Consider the following 22,705-nt stretch of genomic DNA (forward strand, 5'->3'; position numbering starts at 1 on the left):
GTGATCGCCCTCTCCCTCGCCGAGATCGCCGAAATCGTCGGCGGGCAGACGCACGACATACCGGATCCGGCCATCCAGGTCACCGGACCCGTCGTCCGCGACTCCCGCGAGATCGAACCCGGCAGCCTCTTCGTCGCCTTCGTCGGCGAACGCGTCGACGGCCACGACTACGCGCACCAGGCCCTCGAGGCGGGCGCGGTGGCCGTCCTGGCGACCCGCCCCGTCGGGGTGCCCGCCATCGTCGTCGACGACGTCCAGGCGGCCCTCGGCGCGCTCGCCCGCGCGGTCGTCCGACGCCTGGGCACCCCGGTCGTCGCGCTGACCGGCTCGGCCGGCAAGACCAGCACCAAGGACCTCATCGCCCAGGTCCTCCAGCGCAAGGGGCCCACCGTCTGGACGCCGGGCTCCCTCAACAACGAGATCGGCCTGCCGCTCACCGCGCTGCGCGCCACCCGGGACACCGAGCACCTCGTCCTGGAGATGGGAGCGCGCGGAATCGGCCACATCCGGTACCTGACCGAACTGACCCCGCCGACCATAGGGCTCGTCCTGAACGTGGGCAGCGCCCACATCGGCGAGTTCGGCGGCCGGGAGCAGATCGCGCAGGCCAAGGGCGAGCTCGTGGAGGCCCTGCCCCCGGCCGACGAGGGCGGCGTCGCCGTGCTCAACGCCGACGACCCGCTCGTACGGGCCATGGAAAGCCGCACCCGCGCGCGCGTGACGCTCTTCGGCGAGGCCGAGAACGCCCACGTACGTGCCGAGAATGTCCGGCTCATGGAGAACGGACAGCCCTCTTTCAAGCTTCACACACCCACCGGGTGCAGCGACGTGACCTTGCGCCTGTACGGTGAGCACCACGTGTCGAACGCGCTCGCCGCGGCCGCCGTCGCCCATGAGCTGGGCATGTCCGTCGACGAGATCGCCACCGCGCTCTCCGAGGCGGGCTCCCTCTCCCGCTGGCGCATGGAGGTCACCGAGCGTCCGGACGGTGTGACGATCGTCAACGACGCCTACAACGCGAACCCCGAGTCCATGCGAGCCGCCCTGCGCGCGCTCGCGGCCATGGGCAAGGCCGCAGAGGCCAAGGGGGGCCGCACGTGGGCGGTGCTCGGCCAGATGGCCGAGCTCGGCGACGAGTCGCTCGCCGAGCACGACGCGGTCGGACGGCTCGCCGTCCGGCTCAATGTCGGCAAGCTCGTCGCGGTCGGGGGCAGGGAAGCGTCCTGGCTGCAACTGGGCGCATATAACGAGGGTTCGTGGGGTGAGGAGTCGGTGCACGTGTCCGACGCGCAGGCGGCGATCGACCTGTTGCGCAGTGAGCTGCGCCCGGGTGACGTCGTGCTGGTGAAGGCTTCCAGGTCGGTCGGGCTCGAGCGGGTCGCCCTGGCACTGCTCGAGAACACTGCCGAGGGCGAGGTCGCCGGCCGATGAGGCAGATCCTCTTCGCGGGAGCCATCGGGCTCTTCCTGACCCTGATCGGTACGCCGCTGCTGATCAAGCTCCTGGCCCGCAAGGGATACGGGCAGTTCATCCGGGACGACGGCCCGCGCACGCACGGCAGCAAGAAGGGCACGCCCACCATGGGCGGCATCTCCTTCATCCTGGCCACGCTCATCGCGTACGCCCTGGCCAAGGTCATCACCGGCGAGGACCCGACGTACTCGGGCCTGCTGGTGCTGTTCCTGATGGCCGGTATGGGCCTGGTCGGCTTCCTCGACGACTACATCAAGATCGTCAAGCAGCGCTCGCTCGGCCTGCGGGCCAAGGCGAAGATGGCCGGCCAGCTGATCGTCGGCATCGCCTTCGCCGTGCTGGCCCTGCAGTTCGCGGACGCCCGCGGCCAGACCCCGGCCTCCACCAGGCTGTCGTTCATCACCGACTTCGGCTGGTCCATCGGCCCGGTGCTGTTCGTGGTGTGGGCGCTCTTCATGATCCTGGCCATGTCGAACGGCGTGAACCTCACCGACGGTCTGGACGGCCTCGCCACCGGCGCCTCCGTGATGGTCTTCGGCGCGTACACCTTCATCGGGCTCTGGCAGTTCCAGGAGTCCTGCGCCAACGCCATGACCCTGACCAACCCGAACGCCTGCTTCGAGGTGCGCGACCCGCTCGACCTCGCCGTCGTCGCCTCCGCCCTCATGGGCGCCTGCTTCGGCTTCCTGTGGTGGAACACCTCGCCCGCGAAGATCTTCATGGGCGACACCGGCTCGCTCGCCCTCGGCGGCGCGCTGGCGGGCCTGGCCATCTGCTCCCGCACGGAGCTGCTGCTGGCCCTCCTGGGCGGCCTCTTCGTTCTCATCACGATGTCCGTGGTCATCCAGGTCGGCTCCTTCAAGATGACCGGGAAGCGCGTCTTCCGCATGGCACCCCTCCAGCACCACTTCGAACTCAAGGGGTGGTCCGAGGTCCTGGTCGTGGTCCGGTTCTGGATCATCCAGGGCATGTGCGTCATCGTGGGTCTGGGGCTCTTCTACGCGGGATGGGCAGCCGACAAGTGAGTACCACCTGGCAGGGCAAGAACGTCACCGTCGCCGGCATGGGCGTGAGCGGCATCCCCGCCGCCCGCGTCCTGCACGGCCTCGGCGCCCGCGTCACCGTCGTCAACGACGGCGACGACGAGCGCTCCCGTACGCAGGCGGCCGAGCTGGAGGCGGAGGGCATCACCGTCCGCCTCGGCGACGGGGCGACCCTGCCGGAGGGCACCGAGCTCGTCGTCACCACGCCGGGCTGGGCGCCCGGCAAGCCGCTGTTCGCCGCGGCCGCCGAGGCGGGCGTCCCGGTCTGGGGCGACGTCGAGCTGGCGTGGCGCCTGCGCGGCCCGGACGCCGCGCCCTGGCTCGCGGTGACCGGCACCAACGGCAAGACCACGACCGTGCGGATGCTCGCCTCCATCCTGGAGGCGGCCGGCCTGCGGACCGCCGCCGTCGGCAACATCGGCGTCTCGCTCCTCGACGCCGTCCTCGGCGAGGAGGAGTACGACGTCCTCGCCGTCGAGCTGTCCAGCTACCAGCTCCACTGGGCGCCCTCCGTGCGCGCCCACTCCGCCGTCGTGCTCAACCTGGCGCCGGACCACCTCGACTGGCACGGCTCCATGGAGGCGTACGCCGCCGACAAGGGCCGCGTCTACGAGGGCAACCAGGTCGCCTGCGTCTACAACGTCCAGGACCCCGTCACGGAGCACCTGGTCCGCGAGGCGGACGTCGAGGAGGGCTGCCGCGCGATCGGCTTCACCCTCGCCACGCCCGGCCCCTCCCAGCTCGGCGTCGTCGACGACCTCCTGGTGGACCGCGCCTTCGTCGAGAACCGGCAGAAGCAGGCCCAGGAGCTCGCCCAGATCTCCGACGTCAACCCCCCGGCGCCGCACAACATCGCCAACGCCCTTGCCGCCGCCGCCCTCGCCCGCGCCTTCGGTGTCGAGCCGAAGGCCGTACGCGACGGGCTGCGCGCCTTCCGCCCCGACCCGCACCGCATCGAGCTGGTCGAGGAGGTCGGGGGCGTGGCGTACGTCGACGACTCCAAGGCCACCAACACGCACGCCGCCGAGGCGTCGCTGGCCGCGTACGACCCCATCGTCTGGATCGCCGGCGGCCTCGCCAAGGGCGCCACCTTCGACGAACTGGTCGAGAAGTCGGCGAAGCGGCTGCGGGGCGTGGTCCTCATCGGCGCCGACCGCGCCCTGATCCGCGAAGCCCTGGCGCGACACGCCCCCGAGGTACCGGTCGTCGAGCTCGACCGGACCGACACTGGGGCGATGTCCGCGGCGGTGGAGGAAGCGGCCCGGCTGGCCGAGCCCGGGGATACGGTTCTGCTGGCCCCCGCCTGCGCCTCCATGGACATGTTCGTCAACTACAACAAGCGGGGCGAGGCGTTCGCGGACGCGGTCCGGGCCCTCGCCGCCGGGCGCGCCTGACCAGCGAGCGGGTCCGGCGCTGCCGGGCACGACTGGAGCGACTGGAGGGGACGGCGACCATGCGGGCCCAGCACACCGCCGCGTACGCACCGCACCACCTGCCGCACGCGCCGGGCCGTGCGGGGCTCGCGGGACTCCCGGGGCTCGCCCTGCGCGCCCGGACCGCGGGACTGCGCCGGCCCCCCACCGTCCGCAAAGGGGGCCGGCTCCGCCGCGTCCCCGCTCCCCGCCCGCCGCGCGGCAGCGGGGTGCGGGCGCTCTACGAGCGGGCGCGGCGGGCCTGGGACCGGCCCCTGACCGCGTACTACGTGATCCTCGGCGCCAGCCTGCTGATCACCGTCCTCGGGCTCGTGATGGTCTACTCCGCGTCGCAGATCAAGGCGCTGGAGCTGTCGCTGTCCGACACGTACTTCTTCCGCAAGCAGTTCCTGGCGGCGGCGATCGGCACCGGGCTGCTGCTGTTCGCCTCCCGCGTGCCCGCCAATCTGCACCGGGCGCTGGCCTACCCGCTGCTCGTCGGGACGGTCTTCCTGATGGTGCTCGTCCAGATCCCCGGGATAGGGCACGCGGTCAACGGCAACCAGAACTGGATCTATCTGGGCGGCCCCTTCCAGCTCCAGCCCAGCGAGTTCGGCAAGCTGGCGCTGATCCTGTGGGGAGCGGATCTGCTCGCCCGCAAGCAGGACAGGCGGCTGCTGACCCAGTGGAAGCACATGCTGGTGCCGCTGGTCCCGGTCGCCTTCCTGCTGCTCGGCCTGATCATGCTCGGCGGGGACATGGGCACGGCGATCATCCTCACCGCCATCCTCTTCGGCCTGCTGTGGCTGGCCGGCGCCCCCACCCGGATGTTCGTCGGCGTGCTGACCGTGGCCGCCGCGATCGGCGTGATGCTCATCAGGACCAACAGCAACCGCATGGCGCGCCTCGCCTGCATCGGCGCCACCGACCCCGGCCCCGGCGACGCGTGCTGGCAGGCCGTGCACGGCATCTATGCTCTGGCGTCGGGCGGCTGGTTCGGTTCCGGGCTCGGTGCCAGTGTGGAAAAATGGGGCCAACTCCCCGAACCACACACCGACTTCATCTTCGCCATCACTGGGGAGGAACTGGGGCTGGCGGGGACGCTGTCGGTGCTCGCCCTGTTCGCGGCTCTAGGCTATGCGGGTATCCGCGTGGCCGGACGCACGGAGGACCCCTTCGTGAGGTATGCCGCGGGAGGCGTGACCACCTGGATCACGGCCCAGGCCGTGGTCAACATCGGTGCGGTGCTCGGCCTGCTGCCGATCGCCGGTGTCCCCCTCCCGCTGTTCTCCTACGGGGGCTCCGCCCTGCTGCCGACCATGTTCGCCGTCGGACTGCTGATCGCCTTCGCGCGCCAGGAGCCCGCGGCGAAAGCGGCCCTGGCCATGCGCCAGCCCGTGTGGGGCAAAGGGGCCGGGGTGAGTTGGAAGTCGATGCGACGGCGCGTCAAGAAGCGTCCGTCCGGAGAGCGGTGAATTTCGGTGCATGTCGTACTCGCCGGTGGGGGGACCGCCGGCCACATCGAGCCCGCGCTCGCCCTCGCGGACGCCCTGCGCAGGCAGGACCCGACCGTGGGGATCACGGCCCTGGGAACGGAGCGGGGCCTGGAGACCCGGCTCGTCCCGGAGCGGGGCTACGAGCTGGCGCTCATCCCCGCCGTACCGCTGCCGCGCAAGCCCACGCCGGAGCTGATCACCGTCCCCGGGCGGCTGCGCGGCACGATCAAGGCCGCCGAGCAGATCCTGGAGCGGACCAAGGCCGACTGCGTCGTCGGCTTCGGCGGCTACGTGGCCCTGCCCGGCTACCTGGCGGCCAAGCGGCTCGGCGTGCCGATCGTCGTCCACGAGGCCAACGCGCGGCCCGGCCTCGCCAACAAGATCGGCTCGCGGTACGCGGCCGGGGTCGGCGTCGCCACCCCCGACAGCAAGCTGCGCAACGCCCGGTACATCGGCATCCCGCTGCGGCACACCATCGCCACGCTGGACCGCGCCCGGGTCCGCCCGGAGGCCCGTGCCGCCTTCGGCCTGGACCCGAACCTGCCGACGCTGCTGGTCTCCGGCGGCTCGCAGGGCGCCCGCCGCCTCAACGAGGTCGTCCAGCAGGTCGCCCCGGTGCTCCAGCGCTCCGGCATCCAGATCCTGCACGCGGTGGGCCCGAAGAACGAAGTGCCGCACGTCGACAACATGCCCGGGATGCCGCCGTACGTCCCGGTACCGTACGTGGACCGGATGGACCTCGCGTACGCCGCGGCCGACATGATGCTCTGCCGCGCGGGCGCGATGACGGTCGCCGAGCTGTCCGCCGTCGGCCTCCCCGCCGCGTACGTACCGCTGCCGATCGGCAACGGCGAACAGCGGCTCAACGCCCAGCCGGTGGTCAAGGCGGGCGGCGGCCTGCTGGTCGACGACGCCGAGCTGACACCCGAGTGGGTCCAGGGCAACGTCCTGCCGGTGCTCTCCGACCCGCACCGGCTGTACGAGATGTCCCGCGCCGCCGGCGAGTTCGGCCGCCGGGACGCCGACCAGCTGCTGGTCGGCATGGTCTACGAGGCGATCGCCGCACACCGGAAGGCGTAGCGGCGCGCGGAAGGCAGGGAGCATGGCCGGACCGACGACGACAGCCCAGCGCGGAGCCCGGGGGCCCCGGGGCGCCTCGTCGGCCCGGTCCCCCCGCCCGGGGCCCGGGAGCGGCCGTACGCGGCTGCCCTCGCCCCGCACCCTCCTGGTGATCATCACCGCCCTCGCGCTCGTCGCGGGCGGCGTGTGGGTGCTGTACGGCTCCAAGTGGCTGCGGGTCCGCGACGTCACGGTCTCCGGTACGCGGGTGCTGACGCCGGACCAGGTCCGTACGGCCGCGGCCGTACCGCTCGGGTCCGCCCTCGCCTCGGTCGACACGGAGGCGATCGAGCAGCGGCTGCGGGGGAAGCTGCCGCGGATCCACTCGGTGGACGTCTCCCGGTCGTGGCCGGACGGGATCGCCCTGGAGGTGACCGAACGCACGCCCGTGCTCCTGCTGGAGTCGGGCGTGAAGTTCGTCGAGGTGGACGCCGAGGGCGTGCGCTTCGCCACCGTGGAGCGGGCCCCGAAGGGCGTGCCCCTGCTCCGGATGACGGTGGATCAGTCGCCGAGCCTGCGCCGCTTCGACGCCGAGCGGCTGACCAGGGAGGCGGTCGGCGTGGCCGGGGACCTTCCGGAGCGGGTGGCCCGGGAGGTCCGGATCGTCGGCGTCCGCTCGTACGACTCCATCACCCTGGAGCTGACGAGGGGCCGGACGGTGGTGTGGGGGAGCGGCGAGAACGGCGAGGCGAAAGCGCGTGCGCTGCTCGCACTGATGAAGGCGGCGCCCAAAGCGGGGCACTTCGACGTCAGTGCTCCGACAGCCCCTGCGGCAGCGCGGAGTTGACGCACATATGCGCTGGCCAGCACCCTGGTTGGTCAGCGCTATGGGTGATCACATAGGGTGAAAAGAAAAACGGGAGGTTCGGCGTGTTCGTTGAACGTGCGCCACTTGTCGACTTAGTGTCCTGTCCGGAAGAGTCCAGCGAACAGAGACACTGGTAACCCTAAACTTCAACGTTAGGGTTTGGGTCGGCGTTTCGGACCGTCCCATCGGCATCCGTCGCCGCGTCGCGAGACCACCGCGAAGTGGCGACACGTAACTCGAGGCGAGAGGCCTTCGACGTGGCAGCACCGCAGAACTACCTCGCAGTCATCAAGGTCATCGGTGTCGGCGGCGGTGGTGTCAATGCCATCAACCGAATGATCGAGGTCGGTCTCAAAGGCGTCGAGTTCATCGCCATCAACACGGACGCGCAAGCACTGTTGATGAGCGACGCCGACGTCAAGCTCGACGTCGGCCGCGAACTCACCCGCGGCCTCGGGGCCGGAGCCAACCCTGACGTCGGCCGCAAGGCGGCAGAGGACCACCGCGAGGAGATCGAGGAGGTCCTCAAGGGGGCCGACATGGTCTTCGTCACCGCCGGCGAAGGCGGCGGCACCGGCACGGGCGGCGCACCCGTCGTCGCCAACATCGCGCGCTCCCTGGGCGCCCTGACGATCGGTGTGGTGACCCGGCCGTTCACCTTCGAGGGCCGGCGCCGCGCCAACCAGGCGGAGGACGGCATCGCCGCGCTCCGCGAAGAGGTCGACACCCTCATCGTCATCCCGAACGACCGGCTGCTGTCCATCTCGGACCGCCAGGTCAGCGTGCTGGACGCGTTCAAGTCCGCCGACCAGGTGCTGCTCTCCGGTGTTCAGGGCATCACCGACCTCATCACCACCCCGGGCCTCATCAACCTCGACTTCGCCGACGTCAAGTCGGTCATGTCCGAGGCGGGTTCGGCGCTCATGGGCATCGGCTCGGCGCGCGGCGACGACCGCGCGGTGGCCGCCGCCGAGATGGCGATCTCCTCGCCGCTGCTGGAGGCGTCCATCGACGGCGCCCGCGGTGTGCTGCTCTCCATCTCCGGCGGGTCCGACCTCGGCCTCTTCGAGATCAACGAAGCGGCCCAGCTGGTCAGCGAGGCCGCCCACCCCGAGGCCAACATCATCTTCGGCGCGGTCATCGACGACGCCCTGGGCGACGAGGTGCGCGTCACCGTCATCGCCGCGGGCTTCGACGGGGGCCAGCCCCCGGCGCGGCGCGACAACATCCTCGGTGCCTCGTCCACCGCCAAGCGCGAGGAGCCGGCGCCGCCGCCGCGGGCGAACGAGTCCGCCCGGTCCATCGGCGGGCTCGGCAGCGTGCCGATGCGCGAGGAGCCGTCGGCCCCGCCGGTGGACCCGGCGCCCGTCGCGAGCGAGCCGCCGCTGTCGCCGACCGGCCCGACGTCCGTGCCGCCGGCCCGCCCGTACCCGGACACCTCGGCCGAAGAGCTGGACGTCCCGGACTTCCTGAAGTGACCCGGTGACGTGATAGGACAGCACGACATCGTGAACGGCGCGCATTTCGCCTTCACCGACAGGTGGGGCGGGGTGAGCGCCGTTCCGTACGAGGAGCTCAACCTCGGTGGCGCGGTGGGCGACGACCCCGCGGCCGTCCGGAGCAACCGGCGGCTCGCCGCCGAGGCGCTCGGGCTCGACCCCGAGCGGGTCGTCTGGATGAACCAGGTGCACGGCCGTGACATCGCCGTGGTCGACGGGCCGTGGACCGGCGGGGACGTCCCCGCGGTCGACGGCGTCGTCACGGCGCGGCGCGGGCTCGCGCTCGCCGTGCTCACCGCGGACTGCACCCCCGTCCTGCTCGCCGACCCGGTCGCGGGTGTGGTGGGCGCGGCCCACGCCGGACGGCCCGGGCTGGTCGCGGGGGTCGTGCCGGCCGCCGTGGAGGCCATGACCGCGCTCGGCGCCGACCCGTCCCGTATCACCGCCCGTACCGGACCGGCCGTCTGCGGGCGGTGCTACGAGGTCCCGGCGGACATGCGCGACGAGGTCGCCGCCGTCGTGCCCGAGGCGCACTCGGAGACGAGTTGGGGCACTCCGGCCGTCGACGTGAGCGCCGGGGTGCACGCGCAGCTCGACGCGCTGGGGGTGCGCGACCGGCGCGCGTCGGACGTCTGCACCCTCGAATCGCGCGACCACTACTCGTACCGCCGCGACCGCACCACCGGGCGGCTCGCCGGATATGTCTGGCTGGACTGATACCTGATGACGGACATGACGGACCTGACGGACCGAAAGACGCAGCTCGCCGAGAACCTGGCACGGGTGGAGGAACGTATCTCCGCCGCCTGCGCGGCTGCCGGCCGCGAGCGGGACGACGTGACCCTCATCGTCGTCACCAAGACCTACCCGGCGAGTGACGTGCGGCTGCTGCACGAGCTCGGCGTGCGGCACGTCGCGGAGAACCGCGACCAGGACGCCGCGCCGAAGGCCGCCGCCTGTGCGGATCTCGATCTGACCTGGCACTTCGTCGGTCAGCTCCAGACCAACAAAGTCCGTTCCGTGGCGAGTTATGCCCATGTGGTGCAGTCCGTGGACCGGCTGAAGCTCGTCGGCGCACTTTCGAGTGCGGCGGAGCGCGCCGGGCGCGAACTGGGGTGCCTCGTGCAGGTCGCGCTCGACGCCGAGGCGGGCGAGCGGGGGGACCGGGGCGGCGTGGCGCCGGACGGCATCGGGGAGTTGGCCGACGCGGTGGCGGCGGCGCCGGGGCTGCGGCTCGACGGGCTCATGACGGTGGCGCCGCTGGCCGGCCCGTACGCCGGGCGCGAACGCGCCGCATTCGATCGGCTGATGGAATTCTCATCCCGCCTGCGCGCCGCCCATCCGACTGCGAACATGGTGTCAGCAGGGATGAGTGCGGACCTCGAGCACGCCGTGGCGGCCGGAGCGACACATGTGCGCATCGGGACGGCGGTACTCGGAGACCGACCCCGGCTCGGGTAACGTCGCGAAGAAGTCGGACCACAGCAGAAAATATGGTCATTTCCGCCGAACAGCGGACAGGCCCAGTGGATCGCGGGCACGAGCTGACGTTGCCGATCCACCACAGAGCGGAGGACTCAGAGCATGGCCGGCGCGATGCGCAAGATGGCGGTCTACCTCGGCCTCGTGGAGGACGATGGGTACGACGGCCGGGGTTTCGACCCCGATGACGACTTCGAACCCGAGCTGGAGCCGGAGCCCGAGCGGGACCGGCGGCGCCACTCGCAGCCCCCGCTCCAGGTGGAGCGGGAAGAACCGGTACGCGTCGTTCCGCAAGCACCCGTGCAGAGGGAACCGGTTCCGCTTCCGGTAGAAAGTGGACGACCCGCCCGAATCGCCCCCGTGGCATCCATCACACCTGAACGTCCGAGCCTGGAGAAGAACGCACCGGTGATCATGCCCAAGGTCGTGTCCGAGCGGGAGCCGTACCGCATCACCACGCTGCACCCGCGGACCTACAACGAGGCCCGTACCATCGGGGAACACTTCCGCGAGGGCACGCCTGTGATCATGAACCTCACCGAGATGGATGACACGGATGCGAAGCGACTTGTCGACTTTGCCGCCGGTCTCGTCTTCGGCCTGCATGGCAGCATTGAGCGAGTGACGCAGAAGGTGTTCCTGTTGTCGCCTGCTAACGTCGATGTCACGGCGGAGGACAAGGCCCGCATCGCAGAGGGCGGATTCTTCAACCAGAGCTGAGAGCACGACACCGGGAACGGCCGGCCGGAAGGGTCGGTGGACATGACCAGGGGAGAGGGAAGCGCGGGATGAGCGTCGCACTGCAGGTGATCTACATCGCTCTGATGTGCTTCCTTGTCCTGCTGTTCTTCCGACTGGTCATGTCGTACGTCTTCCAGTTCGCCCGTTCATGGCAACCCGGCAAGGCGATGGTGGTCGTTCTGGAGGCCACCTACACTGTCACCGATCCACCACTGAAGCTTCTGCAGCGGTTCATCCCACCGCTGCGTCTCGGGGGCGTGGCACTCGACCTGTCCTTCTTCGTTCTGATGATCATCGTCTACATCCTGCTCAACATCGTGGGTAGCTTCGCGATGAGGGTCTGAGGGTGTAGAGCGATAACGGTCCTGCCGACTGCCGACGACTACGTAGAGGTGAAGAAGAGATGCCGCTGACCCCCGAGGACGTGCGGAACAAGCAGTTCACGACCGTCCGCCTCCGAGAAGGCTATGACGAGGACGAGGTCGATGCCTTCCTCGACGAGGTCGAGGCCGAGCTGACCCGCCTGCTCCGCGAGAACGAGGACCTGCGCGCCAAGCTGGCCGCCGCCACGCGCGCGGCCGCGCAGAACCAGCAGCAGCAGGGCATGCGCAAGCCTCCGGAGCAGCAGGACCAGCGGCCCGTGGGTCCCGGCGCCCCCGTGCCCGCCGGGATATCGGGTCCGCCGGTCCAGCAGCAGCCCCCGCAGATGGGTCCGCCCCAGCTGCCCGGTGGTGCTCCTCAGCTGCCGGCCGGTCCCAGCCACGGTGGCCCGCAGGGCGGCCCGATGGGCGGTCCGATGCAGGGCGGCCCCATGGGCGGCCCGATGGGCGGGAACATGGGCGGCACCATGGGTGGCCCCATGGGCGGCCACGGCCCGCAGATGCCGCAGCCGGGCCAGGGCCCGGGCGGCGACAGCGCGGCCCGCGTGCTCTCCCTCGCCCAGCAGACCGCCGACCAGGCGATCGCGGAGGCCCGTTCCGAGGCCAACAAGATCGTCGGCGAGGCGCGCTCGCGCGCCGAGGGCCTGGAGCGCGACGCCCGCGCCAAGGCCGACGCGCTGGAACGGGACGCGCAGGAGAAGCACCGCGTCGCGATGGGCTCGCTGGAGTCGGCCCGCGCCACGCTGGAGCGCAAGGTCGAGGACCTGCGCGGCTTCGAGCGCGAGTACCGCACCCGCCTGAAGTCGTACCTGGAGAGCCAGCTGCGTCAGCTGGAGACCCAGGCCGACGACTCGCTGGCCCCGCCGCGGACCCCGTCCGCCGCGCCGTCGCTGCCGCCGTCCCCGTCGATGGCGTCCGCGGGCGCGAGCGCCCCGTCGTACGGTGGCAACCAGACGATGGGCGGCAACCCCGGCATGGGCGGTGGCCCGTCGTACGGCGGCCAGCAGCAGATGTCGCCGGCGATGACCCAGCCGATGGCGCCGGTGCGGCCGCAGGCGCCGCAGCCGATGCAGCAGGCACCGTCGCCGATGCGCGGCTTCCTCATCGACGAGGACGACAACTGACGGGGGCGGGTCGCGCGATGAGCGCGTAGCCGTCGGCCGGCAGGCTGTAGGGCCGGGGCCCGGGACACACGTCCTGGGCCCCGGCCCTTTGGCATGGCACGCGTCGCGTGTCGGTGTACGGAAGAGGGGCCCGGCCACGTGGTGTGGCCGGGCCCCTCTGGTGTGCCCGCGGGTTACGCCTTGCGGAGACGGAACGTCAGGGACAGGGACTCGTCCGTGAACGGGGTGCCGAAGGTGTCGCCGGCCTCTCCGGCGGCGTAGTCCGTGCACAGGACCTCGTCGGCGATCAGGGCCGCGTGGTCGTTCAGAGCCTCGGTGACCTCCGCGTCCGTGGACGCCCAGCGCAGGGCGATCCGGTCCGCGACGTCCAGGCCGCTGTTCTTGCGGGCCTCCTGGATCAGGCGGATCGCGTCACGGGCCAGGCCCGCGCGGCGCAGCTCCGGCGTGATCTCCAGGTCCAGGGCGACCGTCGCGCCCGCGTCGGAGGCGACGGACCAGCCCTCACGCGGCGTCTCCGTGATGATCACCTCATCGGGCGTGAGGGTGATCGTCTCGCCGTTGACCTCCAGCGACGCCTCGCCGCCGCGCAGGGCCAGGGAGAGCGCCGCCGCGTCCGTCGCCGCGATCGCCTTGGCCACGTCCTGGACGCCCTTGCCGAAGCGCTTGCCCAGGGCGCGGAAGTTCGCCTTGGCGGTCGTGTCGACGAGGGAGCCGCCCACCTCGGAGAGGGAGGCGAGGGAGGAGACGTTCAGCTCCTCGGTGATCTGTGCGTGGAGCTCCGGCGAGAGGGCCTCGAAGCCAGCCGCCGCCACCAGCGCCCGGGAGAGCGGCTGGCGGGTCTTCACGCCCGACTCCGCGCGGGTGGCGCGGCCCAGCTCCACCAGGCGGCGCACCAGCGTCATCTGGGACGACAGGGTCGGGTCGACGGCGGACAGGTCCGGCTCCGGCCAGGTGGCCAGGTGGACCGACTCCGGCGCGTCCGGGGTCACCGGCACCACCAGGTCCTGCCAGACCCGCTCGGTGATGAACGGGGTCAGCGGGGCCATCAGGCGCGTGACGGTCTCCACGACGTCGTGGAGCGTGCGCAGCGCCGCCTTGTCGCCCTGCCAGAAGCGGCGGCGCGAGCGGCGCACGTACCAGTTCGACAGGTCGTCGACGAAGGAGGACAGCAGCTTGCCGGCGCGCTGCGTGTCGTACGCCTCCAGCGCCTGCGTGACCTGGTCGACCAGTGCGTGCAGTTCGGACAGCAGCCAGCGGTCCAGCAGCGGCCGGTCCGCCGGGGCCGGGTCGGCGGCCGACGGCGCCCAGCCGGTCGTACGGGCGTACAGCGCCTGGAAGGCGACCGTGTTCCAGTACGTCAGCAGCGTCTTGCGGACGACCTCCTGGATCGTGCCGTGGCCCACGCGCCGCGCGGCCCACGGGGAGCCGCCGGCCGCCATGAACCAGCGCACCGCGTCGGCGCCGTGCTGGTCCATGAGCGGGATCGGCTGGAGGATGTTGCCCAGGTGCTTGGACATCTTCCGGCCGTCCTCGGCGAGGATGTGGCCGAGGCAGACGACGTTCTCGTACGACGACTTGTCGAAGACCAGCGTGCCGACCGCCATCAGCGTGTAGAACCAGCCGCGGGTCTGGTCGATGGCCTCCGAGATGAACTGCGCCGGGTAGCGCTTCTCGAAGAGGTCCTTGTTCTTGTACGGGTAGCCGTACTGCGCGAACGGCATCGAGCCCGAGTCGTACCAGGCGTCGATGACCTCGGGGACGCGGGTCGCCGTGGCCCGGCAGGTCGGGCAGGGGAAGGTGACGTCGTCGATGTACGGCCGGTGCGGGTCCAGGGACGACTGGTCCGTGCCCGTCAGCTCGGTCAGCTCGGCGAGGGAGCCGACGCACGTGAGGTGGTCGTCCTCACAGCGCCAGATGGGCAGCGGGGTGCCCCAGTAGCGGTTGCGGGACAGGGCCCAGTCGATGTTGTTGTTCAGCCAGTCGCCGAAGCGGCCGTGCTTGACGGAGTCCGGGAACCAGTTGGTGTTCTCGTTCTCCTCCAGGAGCCGGTCCTTGACCGCGGTCGTACGGATGTACCAGGACGGCTGCGCGTAGTAGAGCAGCGCCGTGTGGCAGCGCCAGCAGTGCGGGTAGCTGTGCTCGTACGCGATGTGCTTGAAGAGCAGGCCACGGGCCTGGAGGTCGGCCGTCAGGGCCTCGTCGGCCTTCTTGAAGAACTGGCCTCCGACGAGGTCGAGCTCCTCCTCGAAGGTGCCGTCGGGGCGGACGGGGTTCACCACGGGCAGGCCGTACGCGCGGCAGACCTTGAGGTCGTCCTCACCGAACGCGGGCGCCTGGTGGACCAGACCCGTACCGTCCTCGGTGGTGACGTAGTCGGCGTTGACGACGAAGTGGGCCTCGGCCGGGAAGTCGATCAGCTCCAACGGGCGCCGGTAGCTCCAGCGCTCCATCTCGGCGCCGGTGAAGGTCTGCTCGGTGGCCTCCCAGTCCTCGCCGAGCGCCTTCTCGAGGAGCGGCTGGGCCACGACCAGCTTCTCCTCGCCGTTCGTGGCGACGACGTACGTGACCTCGGGGTGGGCGGCGACGGCGGTGTTGGACACCAGCGTCCACGGGGTCGTCGTCCACACCAGGAGGGCCGCCTCGCCCGCGAGGGGGCCGGAGGTCAGCGGGAAGCGGACGAAGACGGACGGGTCGACGACCGTCTCGTACCCCTGCGCCAGCTCGTGGTCGGACAGGCCGGTGCCGCAGCGGGGGCACCAGGGGGCGACGCGGTGGTCCTGGACCAGCAGGCCCTTGTTGAAGATCTCCTTCAGGGACCACCAGACGGACTGGACGTACTCCGGGTCCATGGTGCGGTACGCGTCGTCCAGGTCGACCCAGTAGCCCATCCGGGTCGTCAGCTCGGCGAACGCGTCCGTGTGGCGGGTCACCGACTCGCGGCACTTGGCGTTGAACTCGGCGATGCCGTACGCCTCGATGTCCTTCTTGCCGGAGAAGCCGAGCTCCTTCTCGACGGCGAGCTCGACCGGCAGGCCGTGGCAGTCCCAGCCGGCCTTGCGGGCGACGTGGTAGCCGCGCATGGTGCGGAAGCGGGGGAAGACGTCCTTGAAGACGCGGGCCTCGATGTGGTGGGCGCCGGGCATGCCGTTGGCGGTGGGCGGGCCCTCGTAGAAGACCCACTCCGGGCGGCCCTCGGACTGCTCGAGGCTCTTGGCGAAGACCTTGTGCTCGCGCCAGAAATCGAGCACGGCGTGCTCGAGGGCGGGCAGGTCGACCTGGGCGGGTACCTGGCGGTACTGCGACATCGGATCCTCCGGCGGACTGGTGCTCGTTCCGTCGGAGGGACGAGAGCGCGTGCGTGCTCCCGCGGTACCACCCTCCTTGGCCCCGGGCGCCCGGCTGGACGTCCTGAGCCCCCTCATTCGGGTCGCGATGCCGGTTCTACTGGCCCCGCGGTCTCCCGAGGGCGTTCTTCCGGCGGCTCCGGGGTGATGCTTCACATCGGGCTCGCCCCCGGGCTCTCACCGTCCCCGGGTCGCTCATGGCTGCGTACGACGCTACTGGTCCCCATCCACGCCTTTCGCTCCGCCCAGTGTAAGGGCCCGCCGGGGGAGGGGCAGACCGGTTTTCGGCGGGCCCTTCGGCGGGGCCATGGGTGGGTCCTTCGGCGGCCCCGGACTGACCCGAATGCCACATGCGCGCACACGGCTCGGTGCCGCGGATCGGTGGCCTGATTACGCCGCGGCGAGCTGGGCACAACGGATGCAGGTTGTCGTGCCGCGGGCATGGGGCGATCGGACACCGGCGGCGTGCCCCGTTGCCGCGGGGCTGGAGTCGATTTATCGTCCCAGCACGATTCGCGAGCAAGATCACAATATGTGAAGGGGCCGCGAGATGGTGGCGAAGAAGACCGCCGCGAAGAAGACGGCCGCCAGGAAGACGACCGCGACGACGCCGGCGCGTGCCGCGGGCGAGTCCGGCAAGCCCGGGAGCGAGGCGAAGAAGGCCATGGGCCCGGTCACGGAGCCGGAGCCGCCCGTGAGGTCCGTGAAGACGGCGAAGTCGGCGAGTACGGCGAAGTCCGCGAAGCCCGCGAAGAAGGCGCCTGCCAAAGAGGCACCCGCGAGGAAGACACCCGCCAAGGAGGCGGCGCCCAAGAAGGCCGCCGCCAAGAAGGCGCCTGTCAGGAAGATCACGCACGGCGACGCGCTCGCCGAGGCCGTCGGGGCGAAGCCCGCCAAGAAGGCGGTGGCGAAGAAGTCGGCGGCCAAGGACCCAGTAGTCGAAGAGGTGCCTGCCAAGGAGGCGGCCGCGAAGAAGACGGCCGCGACGAAGGCGCCGGCCAAGAAAGCCGCCGCGAAGAAGGCGACCGCCAAGAAGGCACCGGCCAAGAAGGCACCCGCCCAGCACGCGCCGGCCAAGAAGGCCGCCGTCGAGAAGGGGGCCGCCAGGAAGGCGCCCGCGACCGACGCCGCCACCAGGGCCGCTGCCGTGGAGACGGAAGCCGCCACCGGAGGCGCTGTCGCGGACGTCGGGGCGGACACGGCTTCCGCGGGTAGGAAGGGTGCCGAGGGCAAGGCGCCGGCCGGGACGGCGGGCGGGAAGAAGCGGGCGGCCAAGGCGGCCGCCGGGAAGGCCGCACCCGCGGCCGAGGGGGCGGCGCAGGCCGCGGAGAAGACGGGAGCCAGGACGGTGGCAGCGAAGAAGATCGCGGACGTGACCACGGCGAAGACCGCGAAGCCGGTGCCGCCGGCTCGGGGTGTCGCCGAGGCGGCGCCCGAGGAGTTGGCCGTACGGCCCGGTGAGGAGCCCTGGAGCCCCGAGGAGGTCGCGGAGGCACGGGCCGAGCTGGAGGGCGAGGTGGCGCGGCTCCAGGCCGAGATCGCGGCCTCCGAGGAGGCGCTGTCCGGGCTGATGCGGGACTCCGGGGACGGCGCCGGGCACGACGAGGCCGACACCGGCACCAAGAACATCACGCGCGAGCACGAGATGGCCCTCGCCGCGAACGCGCGCGCCACCCTGGAGCAGACCGAGCACGCCCTCCAGCGGCTCGACGCGGGCACGTACGGCCTGTGCGAGGTGTGCGGCAAGCCCATCGGCAAGGCGCGCATGCAGGCCTTCCCGCGGGCCACCCTGTGCGTGGAGGACAAGCAGAAGCAGGAACGGCGAGGCTGAACCCTCAGGCGTGTGCCGTACCCTCGTGGTCAGTCAGGCACCTAGGTTGAGGGACTCACGTGGCAGAGGCGGAGCGCATCATCGGTACGCCGGATGTTGACGACGAGGCTGCGGCGCCCGCCGAGCAGCCCAAGGGCAGGCGCAGGGTCGTCGCGCTGTTCGCCGTGGCCCTGGTGGCCTATGCGCTGGACCTCGCCACGAAGATGCTCGTGGTGGCCAAGCTGGAGCACCACGAGCCGATCGAGGTGATCGGCGAGCTGCTGACGTTCCGGGCGGTACGCAACCCGGGCGCCGCCTTCGGGATGGGCGAGGCCTTCACCGTGATCTTCACGGTCATCGCGGCGACGGTGATCGTGGTGATCATCCGCCTGGCGCGCAAGCTGTACAGCCTGCCGTGGGCCATCGCGCTCGGCCTGCTGCTCGGCGGCGCGCTGGGCAACCTCACCGACCGGATCTTCCGCTCGCCGGGCGTCTTCCGGGGCGCGGTGGTGGACTTCATCGCCCCCGCGCACTTCGCCGTCTTCAATCTCGCGGACTCGGCGATCGTGTGCGGAGGGATCCTGATCGTCATCCTGTCGTTCCGGGGCCTGGACCCCGACGGGACCGTCCACAAGGACTGACAAGGCATACTCGACGGGTGAGCACGATTCCCGAGATCCGTACGCTGCCCGTTCCCGATGGCCTTGAGGGCGAGCGCGTCGACGCCGCCATCGCCCGTATGTTCGGGTTTTCCCGCACCAAGGCGGCCGAGCTGGCCGCCGCCGGGAAGGTGCTCGTCGACGGCGCCGTCGTCGGCAAGTCCGAGCGGGTGAGCGGTGGTGCGTGGCTCGAGGTCGAGATGCCGGCCGCACCCGCCCCCGTACAGATCGTCGCGGAGCCGGTCGAGGGCATGGAGATCGTCCACGACGACGACGACATCGTCGTCATCGTGAAGCCGGTCGGCGTGGCCGCGCACCCGAGCCCCGGCTGGACCGGCACCACCGTGATCGGCGGCCTCGCGGCGGCCGGGTACCGCATCTCGACGTCCGGCGCGGCCGAGCGCCAGGGCATCGTGCACCGCCTCGACGTCGGCACGTCCGGGCTCATGGTCGTGGCCAAGTCGGAGCGGGCGTACACCCTCCTCAAGGCGCAGTTCCGGGAGCGCACGGTCGACAAGCGCTACCACGCGCTCGTCCAGGGCCACCCGGACCCGCTGAGCGGCACCATCGACGCGCCCATCGGGCGCCACCCGAACCACGACTACAAGTGGGCCGTCACCGCCGAGGGCAAGCCCTCCGTGACGCACTACGACCTGATCGAGGCGTACCGTTCGGCCTCCCTCCTGGACATCAAGCTGGAGACGGGCCGCACCCACCAGATCCGCGTCCACATGTCGGCCCACCGCCACCCCTGCGTCGGTGACCTGACGTACGGCGCCGACCCGACGCTCGCCAAGCGCCTGAACCTGACCCGGCAGTGGCTGCACGCCGTCCGGCTCGGCTTCGAGCACCCGGCGGACGGCCGCTGGGTCGAGTTCGAGAGCACCTACCCGGCGGACCTCCAGCACGCCCTCGACACGATCGCCGCGGAGAGCGCGTGAGCCCCTTCCTCGTCAGGGAGGCCGTGACCGACGAGGACCGCGAGGCGGGCTTCGCCGTGCGCCGCGAGGTCTTCGTCGTCGAGCAGGGCGTCCCGGAGGAGATCGAGTACGACGCGTACGACGCGACCGCCGTGCACGTGCTGGCCGTCCGCCGCGCCGACGGGACCGCGCTCGGAACCGGGCGGCTGCTGTACGGGCCGGACGCGGCCGGCAAGACGGGCGGCGCCGAGGGCGTCGGCTCGCTGGGCCGGCTGGCGGTGGCGAAGACGGCGCGCGGCCTCGGCGTGGGCGTGGCGCTGGTGCGGGCCATCGAGGAGGCGGCACGCGCGCGCGGCCTGGCCGCCGTGGACCTGCACGCCCAGACGCACGCCCTCCGCTTCTACGAGCGGCTCGGTTACGCGGCGTACGGCGCCGAGTTCCACGACGCGGGCATACCGCACCTGGCGATGCGTCGGACGCTCTGACCGACGGGGCTCGTGGCAGGCTGGCAGGGTTGATGATCGTCTGATCCGGCCCGACCCGGTGGAGGGCGCACCGTGGACCAGTTGGCTCTGCTGCTCGTGCTGCTGCTCGGGGCGGTGGTGACCGTCCCCCTGGGGGAGCGGCTGCGGCTGCCCGCGCCGGTGCTGATGACGCTCGCGGGGATGGTCCTCGCGCTCCTCCCCTTCGTACCGAACGTCGACATCCCGCCCGACTACATCCTCCCCCTCGTGCTGCCGCCCCTGCTGTACGCGGCCGTCCAGCGCACCTCCTGGAGCCAGTTCGCCGCCAACAAGCGGCCCATCTTCCTGCTCGCCGTGGCGCTGGTCTTCGTGACCACGGCGGCTGTGGCGGCCGTCGCCAGCGCCGTCGTACCAGGGCTGCCGCTCGCCGCGGCCGTGGTGCTCGGCGCGCTCGTGGCGCCCCCGGACCCGGTCGCCGCGACCGCCGTCGCCGGCTCCCTGGGCCTGCCGCGGCGGCTGGTGTCGATCCTGGAGGGCGAGGGGCTGTTCAACGACGTCACGGCGATCGTGCTGTACCACGTGGCGATCGGGGCGGCGGTCGGCGGCACGTTCTCCTGGCCGCGCGCCGCCGGGCAGCTGGTGCTCTCCGCGGTGGTCGCCGTCGCCGTCGGGCTGGCGCTGGGCTGGCTGTCGAACCGGCTGATGGGCATGCTCGGCGAGCCGGCCCTGCAGACCGGCCTCACACTGCTGGTGCCGTTCGTGAGCTACGTCCTCGCCGAGGAGCTGCTCGGCTCCGGCGTCCTCGCCGTCCTGGTCACCGCCCTCTACCTGGCCGAGAACGCCGTGGACGCGGACGACGTGATGGGCCGCCTGGCCGGGCGGACCTTCTGGGAGATCGTCGACGTCCTCGTCACGGGCATCGCCTTCGGACTGATCGGGCTGGAGCTGCACAACGTCTTCGGTACGGCCGAGAACCGGCTGGGGGAGATGCTCGGCTGGGGCGGCGCGATCGTCGCCTGCGTCGTCGGCGTACGGCTGCTGTGGCTGCTGCCCGCCACCTGGCTGGCCAAGCGGCTGCACACGGGCCGGGACTACGACGAGGAGATCCCCATGACGTGGCGGGAGACCGTCGTCATGTGGTGGTCCGGCATGCGGGGCGTGGCCTCCGTCGCCCTGGCCCTCGCCGTCCCGCTGCGCGACGAGACGGGGGCGCCCCTCGCGTGGCGCGACGAGATCATCTTCATCGCGTTCTGTGTGATCATCGCCACCCTCGTCTTCCAGGGCCTCACCCTGCCGTGGCTCGTCAGGAAGCTCGGTGTGCGGGCTGACACGGACGCGGAGCGGGCGCTGGAGCGCGAGCTGGCCATCAGGGCCGCCAAGGCCGCCAAACGGCGGCTGAAGGAGATCCAGGAGGTCGAGGAGCTCCCGGAGGAGCTGCAGGAGCGGTTGCAGCGGATGGCGTTCGACGTGGGCGCGCGGATCAGTCCGGACCTGGTGGACGAGGAGCGCCGGTCGGCGGCGGCGCGGCGGGCCGAGCGCTTCCGGCGGATGCAGCGCATCCAGCACGAGATGCTGTCGGCCGCCCGCCACGAGGTGCTGGCCGCGCGCAGCGAACCGGGGGCGGATCCGGAGGTCGTGGACCGGGTACTGCGGCAGCTGGACGTCCACAGCCTGCGCTGAGCCCCTCGGCCGGCCTCGTGGGCCCGGCGCCGGTCAGCCCCGGCCGGTGCGCGGCTCGGGCGGCTGCGGCCGCGGCTCCTGCCCGGGCTTCCGCCGGGGCCGCTTCTCCTCGCTCCGTACGACGTACGCGTCCACGTTGTTGCTGAGGACCTCGGCCGCCCGGGGCGGCTTGTCGTCCCGCCACTGGCCGTCGGGGGAGGGCGCCGGCGCGGCGGTCGCCGTGGTGACGCGCGGCAGGGCGTACGGGTGCTCCTTGACCAGCCAGGCGATCATCTGCTCCCGTACGGCGCACCGCACCGTCCACACGTCGTCCGCGTCCTTCGCCGTGACGACCGCGCGCACCTGGAGCGTGGTGGGCGTGGTGTCCGTCACGGCCAGCGACCAGTCGCGCCCGTCCCAGGCGGGGCTGTCGGCCAGGATCGCCTTGAGCTTCTCGCGCATCAGCACGACGGGCGCGGAGTGGTCGAGGTGGAAGAAGACCGTGCCCGTCATCTGGGCGCCGCCGCGCGACCAGTTCTCGAACGGTTTGCTGGTGAAGTACGAGACGGGCATCGTGATCCGGCGCTCGTCCCAGGTCCGTACGGCCAGGAACGTCAGCGTGACCTCCTCGACCACGCCCCACTCGCCGTCCACCACCACCGTGTCGCCGATCCGCACCATGTCGCCGAAGGCGATCTGGAACCCGGCGAAGAGGTTGCCGAGGGTGGACTGGGCGGCGACACCGGCGACGATGCCGATGATGCCGGCGGAGGCCAGCATCGACGTGCCGATGGTCCGGAAGTCGGGGAAGGTCAGCAGCATCGCCGCGACCGACACCACCGCGACCACCGCCGTGACGATCCGCATGATGAGCGTCACCTGGGTACGGACGCGGCGGACCCGGGCGGCGTCGCGCGTGGAGGAGGCGTAACGGGCGTAACTCGACTCCACTATGGCGGCGGCGATCCGCACCACCAGCCAGGCCCCCGCGCCGATCAGCACGAGCGAGAGCACCTGGCCCATGACCTCCTGGTGGCGGACGACGACCTGCCACTTGGTCTGCCGGTACGTGCCGCGCAGGAGCGCGGTCAGCAGGACGACCTGGACGGGTATCCGGCAGCGGCGCAGCAGGTCCCACAGCGGGGTCTCGGGGTGCTTGGCGTCGATGCGGCGCAACAGCAGGTCGACGAGCCAGCCGACGACCAGCGTGAGCACCACCGAGCCACCGACGACGGTCAACGGGCGCAGCGCGTTCTCCATGGATCCGGGACT

Annotated in this window: 19 protein-coding genes; 17 read left to right on the forward strand and 2 right to left on the reverse strand. The window is 71.5% G+C overall.

Going from position 1 to position 22,705, the window contains the following annotated elements:
• The 12 genes from murF (at position 1) to ACIRNI_RS11060 (ending at position 12,577) form a co-directional block, all read left to right on the forward strand.
• Complete coding sequence (gene murF / locus ACIRNI_RS11005) at positions 1 to 1,431, forward strand: UDP-N-acetylmuramoyl-tripeptide--D-alanyl-D-alanine ligase (RefSeq protein ID WP_403550336.1); 1,431 nt, start codon at positions 1 to 3, stop codon at positions 1,429 to 1,431.
• Entirely contained in the window at positions 1,428 to 2,498 is a 1,071-nt protein-coding gene (gene mraY, locus ACIRNI_RS11010; protein ID WP_403550338.1) for a phospho-N-acetylmuramoyl-pentapeptide-transferase, read from the forward strand. The genes murF and mraY overlap by 4 nt, the downstream gene beginning before the upstream one ends.
• Positions 2,480 to 3,910 (forward strand): UDP-N-acetylmuramoyl-L-alanine--D-glutamate ligase, encoded by a 1,431-nt coding sequence (gene murD, locus ACIRNI_RS11015; protein ID WP_403550340.1) that lies wholly within the window; start codon positions 2,480 to 2,482, stop codon positions 3,908 to 3,910. The genes mraY and murD overlap by 19 nt, the downstream gene beginning before the upstream one ends.
• 59 nt (positions 3,911 to 3,969) lie before the next feature.
• The gene (gene ftsW, locus ACIRNI_RS11020; RefSeq protein ID WP_403550342.1) at positions 3,970 to 5,403 is read left to right on the forward strand and encodes a putative lipid II flippase FtsW; all 1,434 of its coding nucleotides are present in this window, start codon (positions 3,970 to 3,972) and stop codon (positions 5,401 to 5,403) included.
• Between the two features lie 6 nt (positions 5,404 to 5,409).
• Positions 5,410 to 6,504: an undecaprenyldiphospho-muramoylpentapeptide beta-N-acetylglucosaminyltransferase gene (gene murG, locus ACIRNI_RS11025; RefSeq protein WP_403550344.1), complete on the forward strand. Its 1,095-nt coding sequence runs from the start codon at positions 5,410 to 5,412 to the stop codon at positions 6,502 to 6,504.
• Positions 6,505 to 6,526: 22 nt separating this feature from the next.
• Positions 6,527 to 7,330, forward strand: coding sequence for a cell division protein FtsQ/DivIB (locus tag ACIRNI_RS11030; protein ID WP_403550346.1), 804 nt, complete (start codon positions 6,527 to 6,529; stop codon positions 7,328 to 7,330).
• 278 nt (positions 7,331 to 7,608) lie between these two features.
• The gene (gene ftsZ / locus ACIRNI_RS11035) at positions 7,609 to 8,829 is read left to right on the forward strand and encodes a cell division protein FtsZ (protein WP_355358459.1); all 1,221 of its coding nucleotides are present in this window, start codon (positions 7,609 to 7,611) and stop codon (positions 8,827 to 8,829) included.
• Between the two features lie 9 nt (positions 8,830 to 8,838).
• On the forward strand, positions 8,839 to 9,567 hold the full coding sequence (pgeF, locus tag ACIRNI_RS11040) for a peptidoglycan editing factor PgeF (protein WP_403550349.1): 729 nt from the start codon (positions 8,839 to 8,841) through the stop codon (positions 9,565 to 9,567).
• A 24-nt stretch (positions 9,568 to 9,591) separates the two neighbouring features.
• Positions 9,592 to 10,311 (forward strand): YggS family pyridoxal phosphate-dependent enzyme, encoded by a 720-nt coding sequence (locus ACIRNI_RS11045; RefSeq protein WP_403550847.1) that lies wholly within the window; start codon positions 9,592 to 9,594, stop codon positions 10,309 to 10,311.
• A 123-nt stretch (positions 10,312 to 10,434) separates the two neighbouring features.
• Positions 10,435 to 11,052 (forward strand): cell division protein SepF, encoded by a 618-nt coding sequence (locus ACIRNI_RS11050; RefSeq protein ID WP_356643419.1) that lies wholly within the window; start codon positions 10,435 to 10,437, stop codon positions 11,050 to 11,052.
• Between the two features lie 68 nt (positions 11,053 to 11,120).
• Positions 11,121 to 11,417, forward strand: a complete 297-nt coding sequence (locus ACIRNI_RS11055; RefSeq protein ID WP_355358450.1) for a YggT family protein — start codon at positions 11,121 to 11,123, stop codon at positions 11,415 to 11,417.
• A 59-nt stretch (positions 11,418 to 11,476) separates the two neighbouring features.
• Positions 11,477 to 12,577 (forward strand): DivIVA domain-containing protein, encoded by a 1,101-nt coding sequence (locus ACIRNI_RS11060; RefSeq protein WP_403550352.1) that lies wholly within the window; start codon positions 11,477 to 11,479, stop codon positions 12,575 to 12,577.
• A 173-nt stretch (positions 12,578 to 12,750) separates the two neighbouring features.
• On the opposite strand, the gene ileS is transcribed toward ACIRNI_RS11060, so the two are convergent.
• A complete protein-coding gene (ileS, locus tag ACIRNI_RS11065; RefSeq protein ID WP_403550354.1) occupies positions 12,751 to 15,882 on the reverse strand; it encodes an isoleucine--tRNA ligase in 3,132 nt (1,043 codons plus the stop codon).
• Positions 15,883 to 16,471: 589 nt separating this feature from the next.
• Here ileS and ACIRNI_RS11070 point away from each other — a divergent pair.
• The 5 genes from ACIRNI_RS11070 to ACIRNI_RS11090 all read left to right on the forward strand — a co-directional run bounded on the left by ACIRNI_RS11070 (position 16,472) and on the right by ACIRNI_RS11090 (position 21,454).
• Entirely contained in the window at positions 16,472 to 17,752 is a 1,281-nt protein-coding gene (locus tag ACIRNI_RS11070) for a TraR/DksA family transcriptional regulator (protein ID WP_403550356.1), read from the forward strand.
• Between the two features lie 59 nt (positions 17,753 to 17,811).
• Positions 17,812 to 18,372 (forward strand): signal peptidase II, encoded by a 561-nt coding sequence (lspA, locus tag ACIRNI_RS11075; protein WP_403550358.1) that lies wholly within the window; start codon positions 17,812 to 17,814, stop codon positions 18,370 to 18,372.
• Positions 18,373 to 18,389: 17 nt separating this feature from the next.
• Entirely contained in the window at positions 18,390 to 19,331 is a 942-nt protein-coding gene (locus ACIRNI_RS11080) for an RluA family pseudouridine synthase (protein ID WP_403550360.1), read from the forward strand.
• Positions 19,328 to 19,795: a GNAT family N-acetyltransferase gene (locus tag ACIRNI_RS11085; RefSeq protein ID WP_403550362.1), complete on the forward strand. Its 468-nt coding sequence runs from the start codon at positions 19,328 to 19,330 to the stop codon at positions 19,793 to 19,795. The genes ACIRNI_RS11080 and ACIRNI_RS11085 overlap by 4 nt, the downstream gene beginning before the upstream one ends.
• Before the next feature lie 72 nt (positions 19,796 to 19,867).
• The gene (locus ACIRNI_RS11090; RefSeq protein ID WP_403550364.1) at positions 19,868 to 21,454 is read left to right on the forward strand and encodes a Na+/H+ antiporter; all 1,587 of its coding nucleotides are present in this window, start codon (positions 19,868 to 19,870) and stop codon (positions 21,452 to 21,454) included.
• Positions 21,455 to 21,487: 33 nt separating this feature from the next.
• Here the strand turns inward: ACIRNI_RS11090 and ACIRNI_RS11095 are convergent, their stop codons facing one another.
• Entirely contained in the window at positions 21,488 to 22,693 is a 1,206-nt protein-coding gene (locus tag ACIRNI_RS11095; protein ID WP_403550365.1) for a mechanosensitive ion channel family protein, read from the reverse strand.
• Between the last annotated feature and the right edge of the window lie 12 nt (positions 22,694 to 22,705).

Origin of the sequence: Streptomyces sp. NPDC093546 (assembly GCF_044765045.1) — a bacterium.
GTDB lineage: Bacteria > Actinomycetota > Actinomycetes > Streptomycetales > Streptomycetaceae > Streptomyces.

Bases quoted from the DNA above. Each gene is read 5' to 3' on its own strand.
- mraY (WP_403550338.1), top strand. From the start codon at position 1,428: ATGAGGCAGATCCTCTTCGCGGGAGCCATCGGGCTCTTCCTGACCCTG.
- murD (WP_403550340.1), top strand. From the start codon at position 2,480: ATGGGCAGCCGACAAGTGAGTACCACCTGGCAGGGCAAGAACGTCACC.
- ftsW (WP_403550342.1), top strand. From the start codon at position 3,970: ATGCGGGCCCAGCACACCGCCGCGTACGCACCGCACCACCTGCCGCAC.
- ACIRNI_RS11030 (WP_403550346.1), top strand. From the start codon at position 6,527: ATGGCCGGACCGACGACGACAGCCCAGCGCGGAGCCCGGGGGCCCCGG.
- ACIRNI_RS11050 (WP_356643419.1), top strand. From the start codon at position 10,435: ATGGCCGGCGCGATGCGCAAGATGGCGGTCTACCTCGGCCTCGTGGAG.
- ACIRNI_RS11055 (WP_355358450.1), top strand. From the start codon at position 11,121: ATGAGCGTCGCACTGCAGGTGATCTACATCGCTCTGATGTGCTTCCTT.
- ACIRNI_RS11060 (WP_403550352.1), top strand. From the start codon at position 11,477: ATGCCGCTGACCCCCGAGGACGTGCGGAACAAGCAGTTCACGACCGTC.
- ileS (WP_403550354.1), bottom strand. From the start codon at position 15,882: ATGTCGCAGTACCGCCAGGTACCCGCCCAGGTCGACCTGCCCGCCCTC.
- ACIRNI_RS11070 (WP_403550356.1), top strand. From the start codon at position 16,472: ATGGTGGCGAAGAAGACCGCCGCGAAGAAGACGGCCGCCAGGAAGACG.
- ACIRNI_RS11095 (WP_403550365.1), bottom strand. From the start codon at position 22,693: ATGGAGAACGCGCTGCGCCCGTTGACCGTCGTCGGTGGCTCGGTGGTG.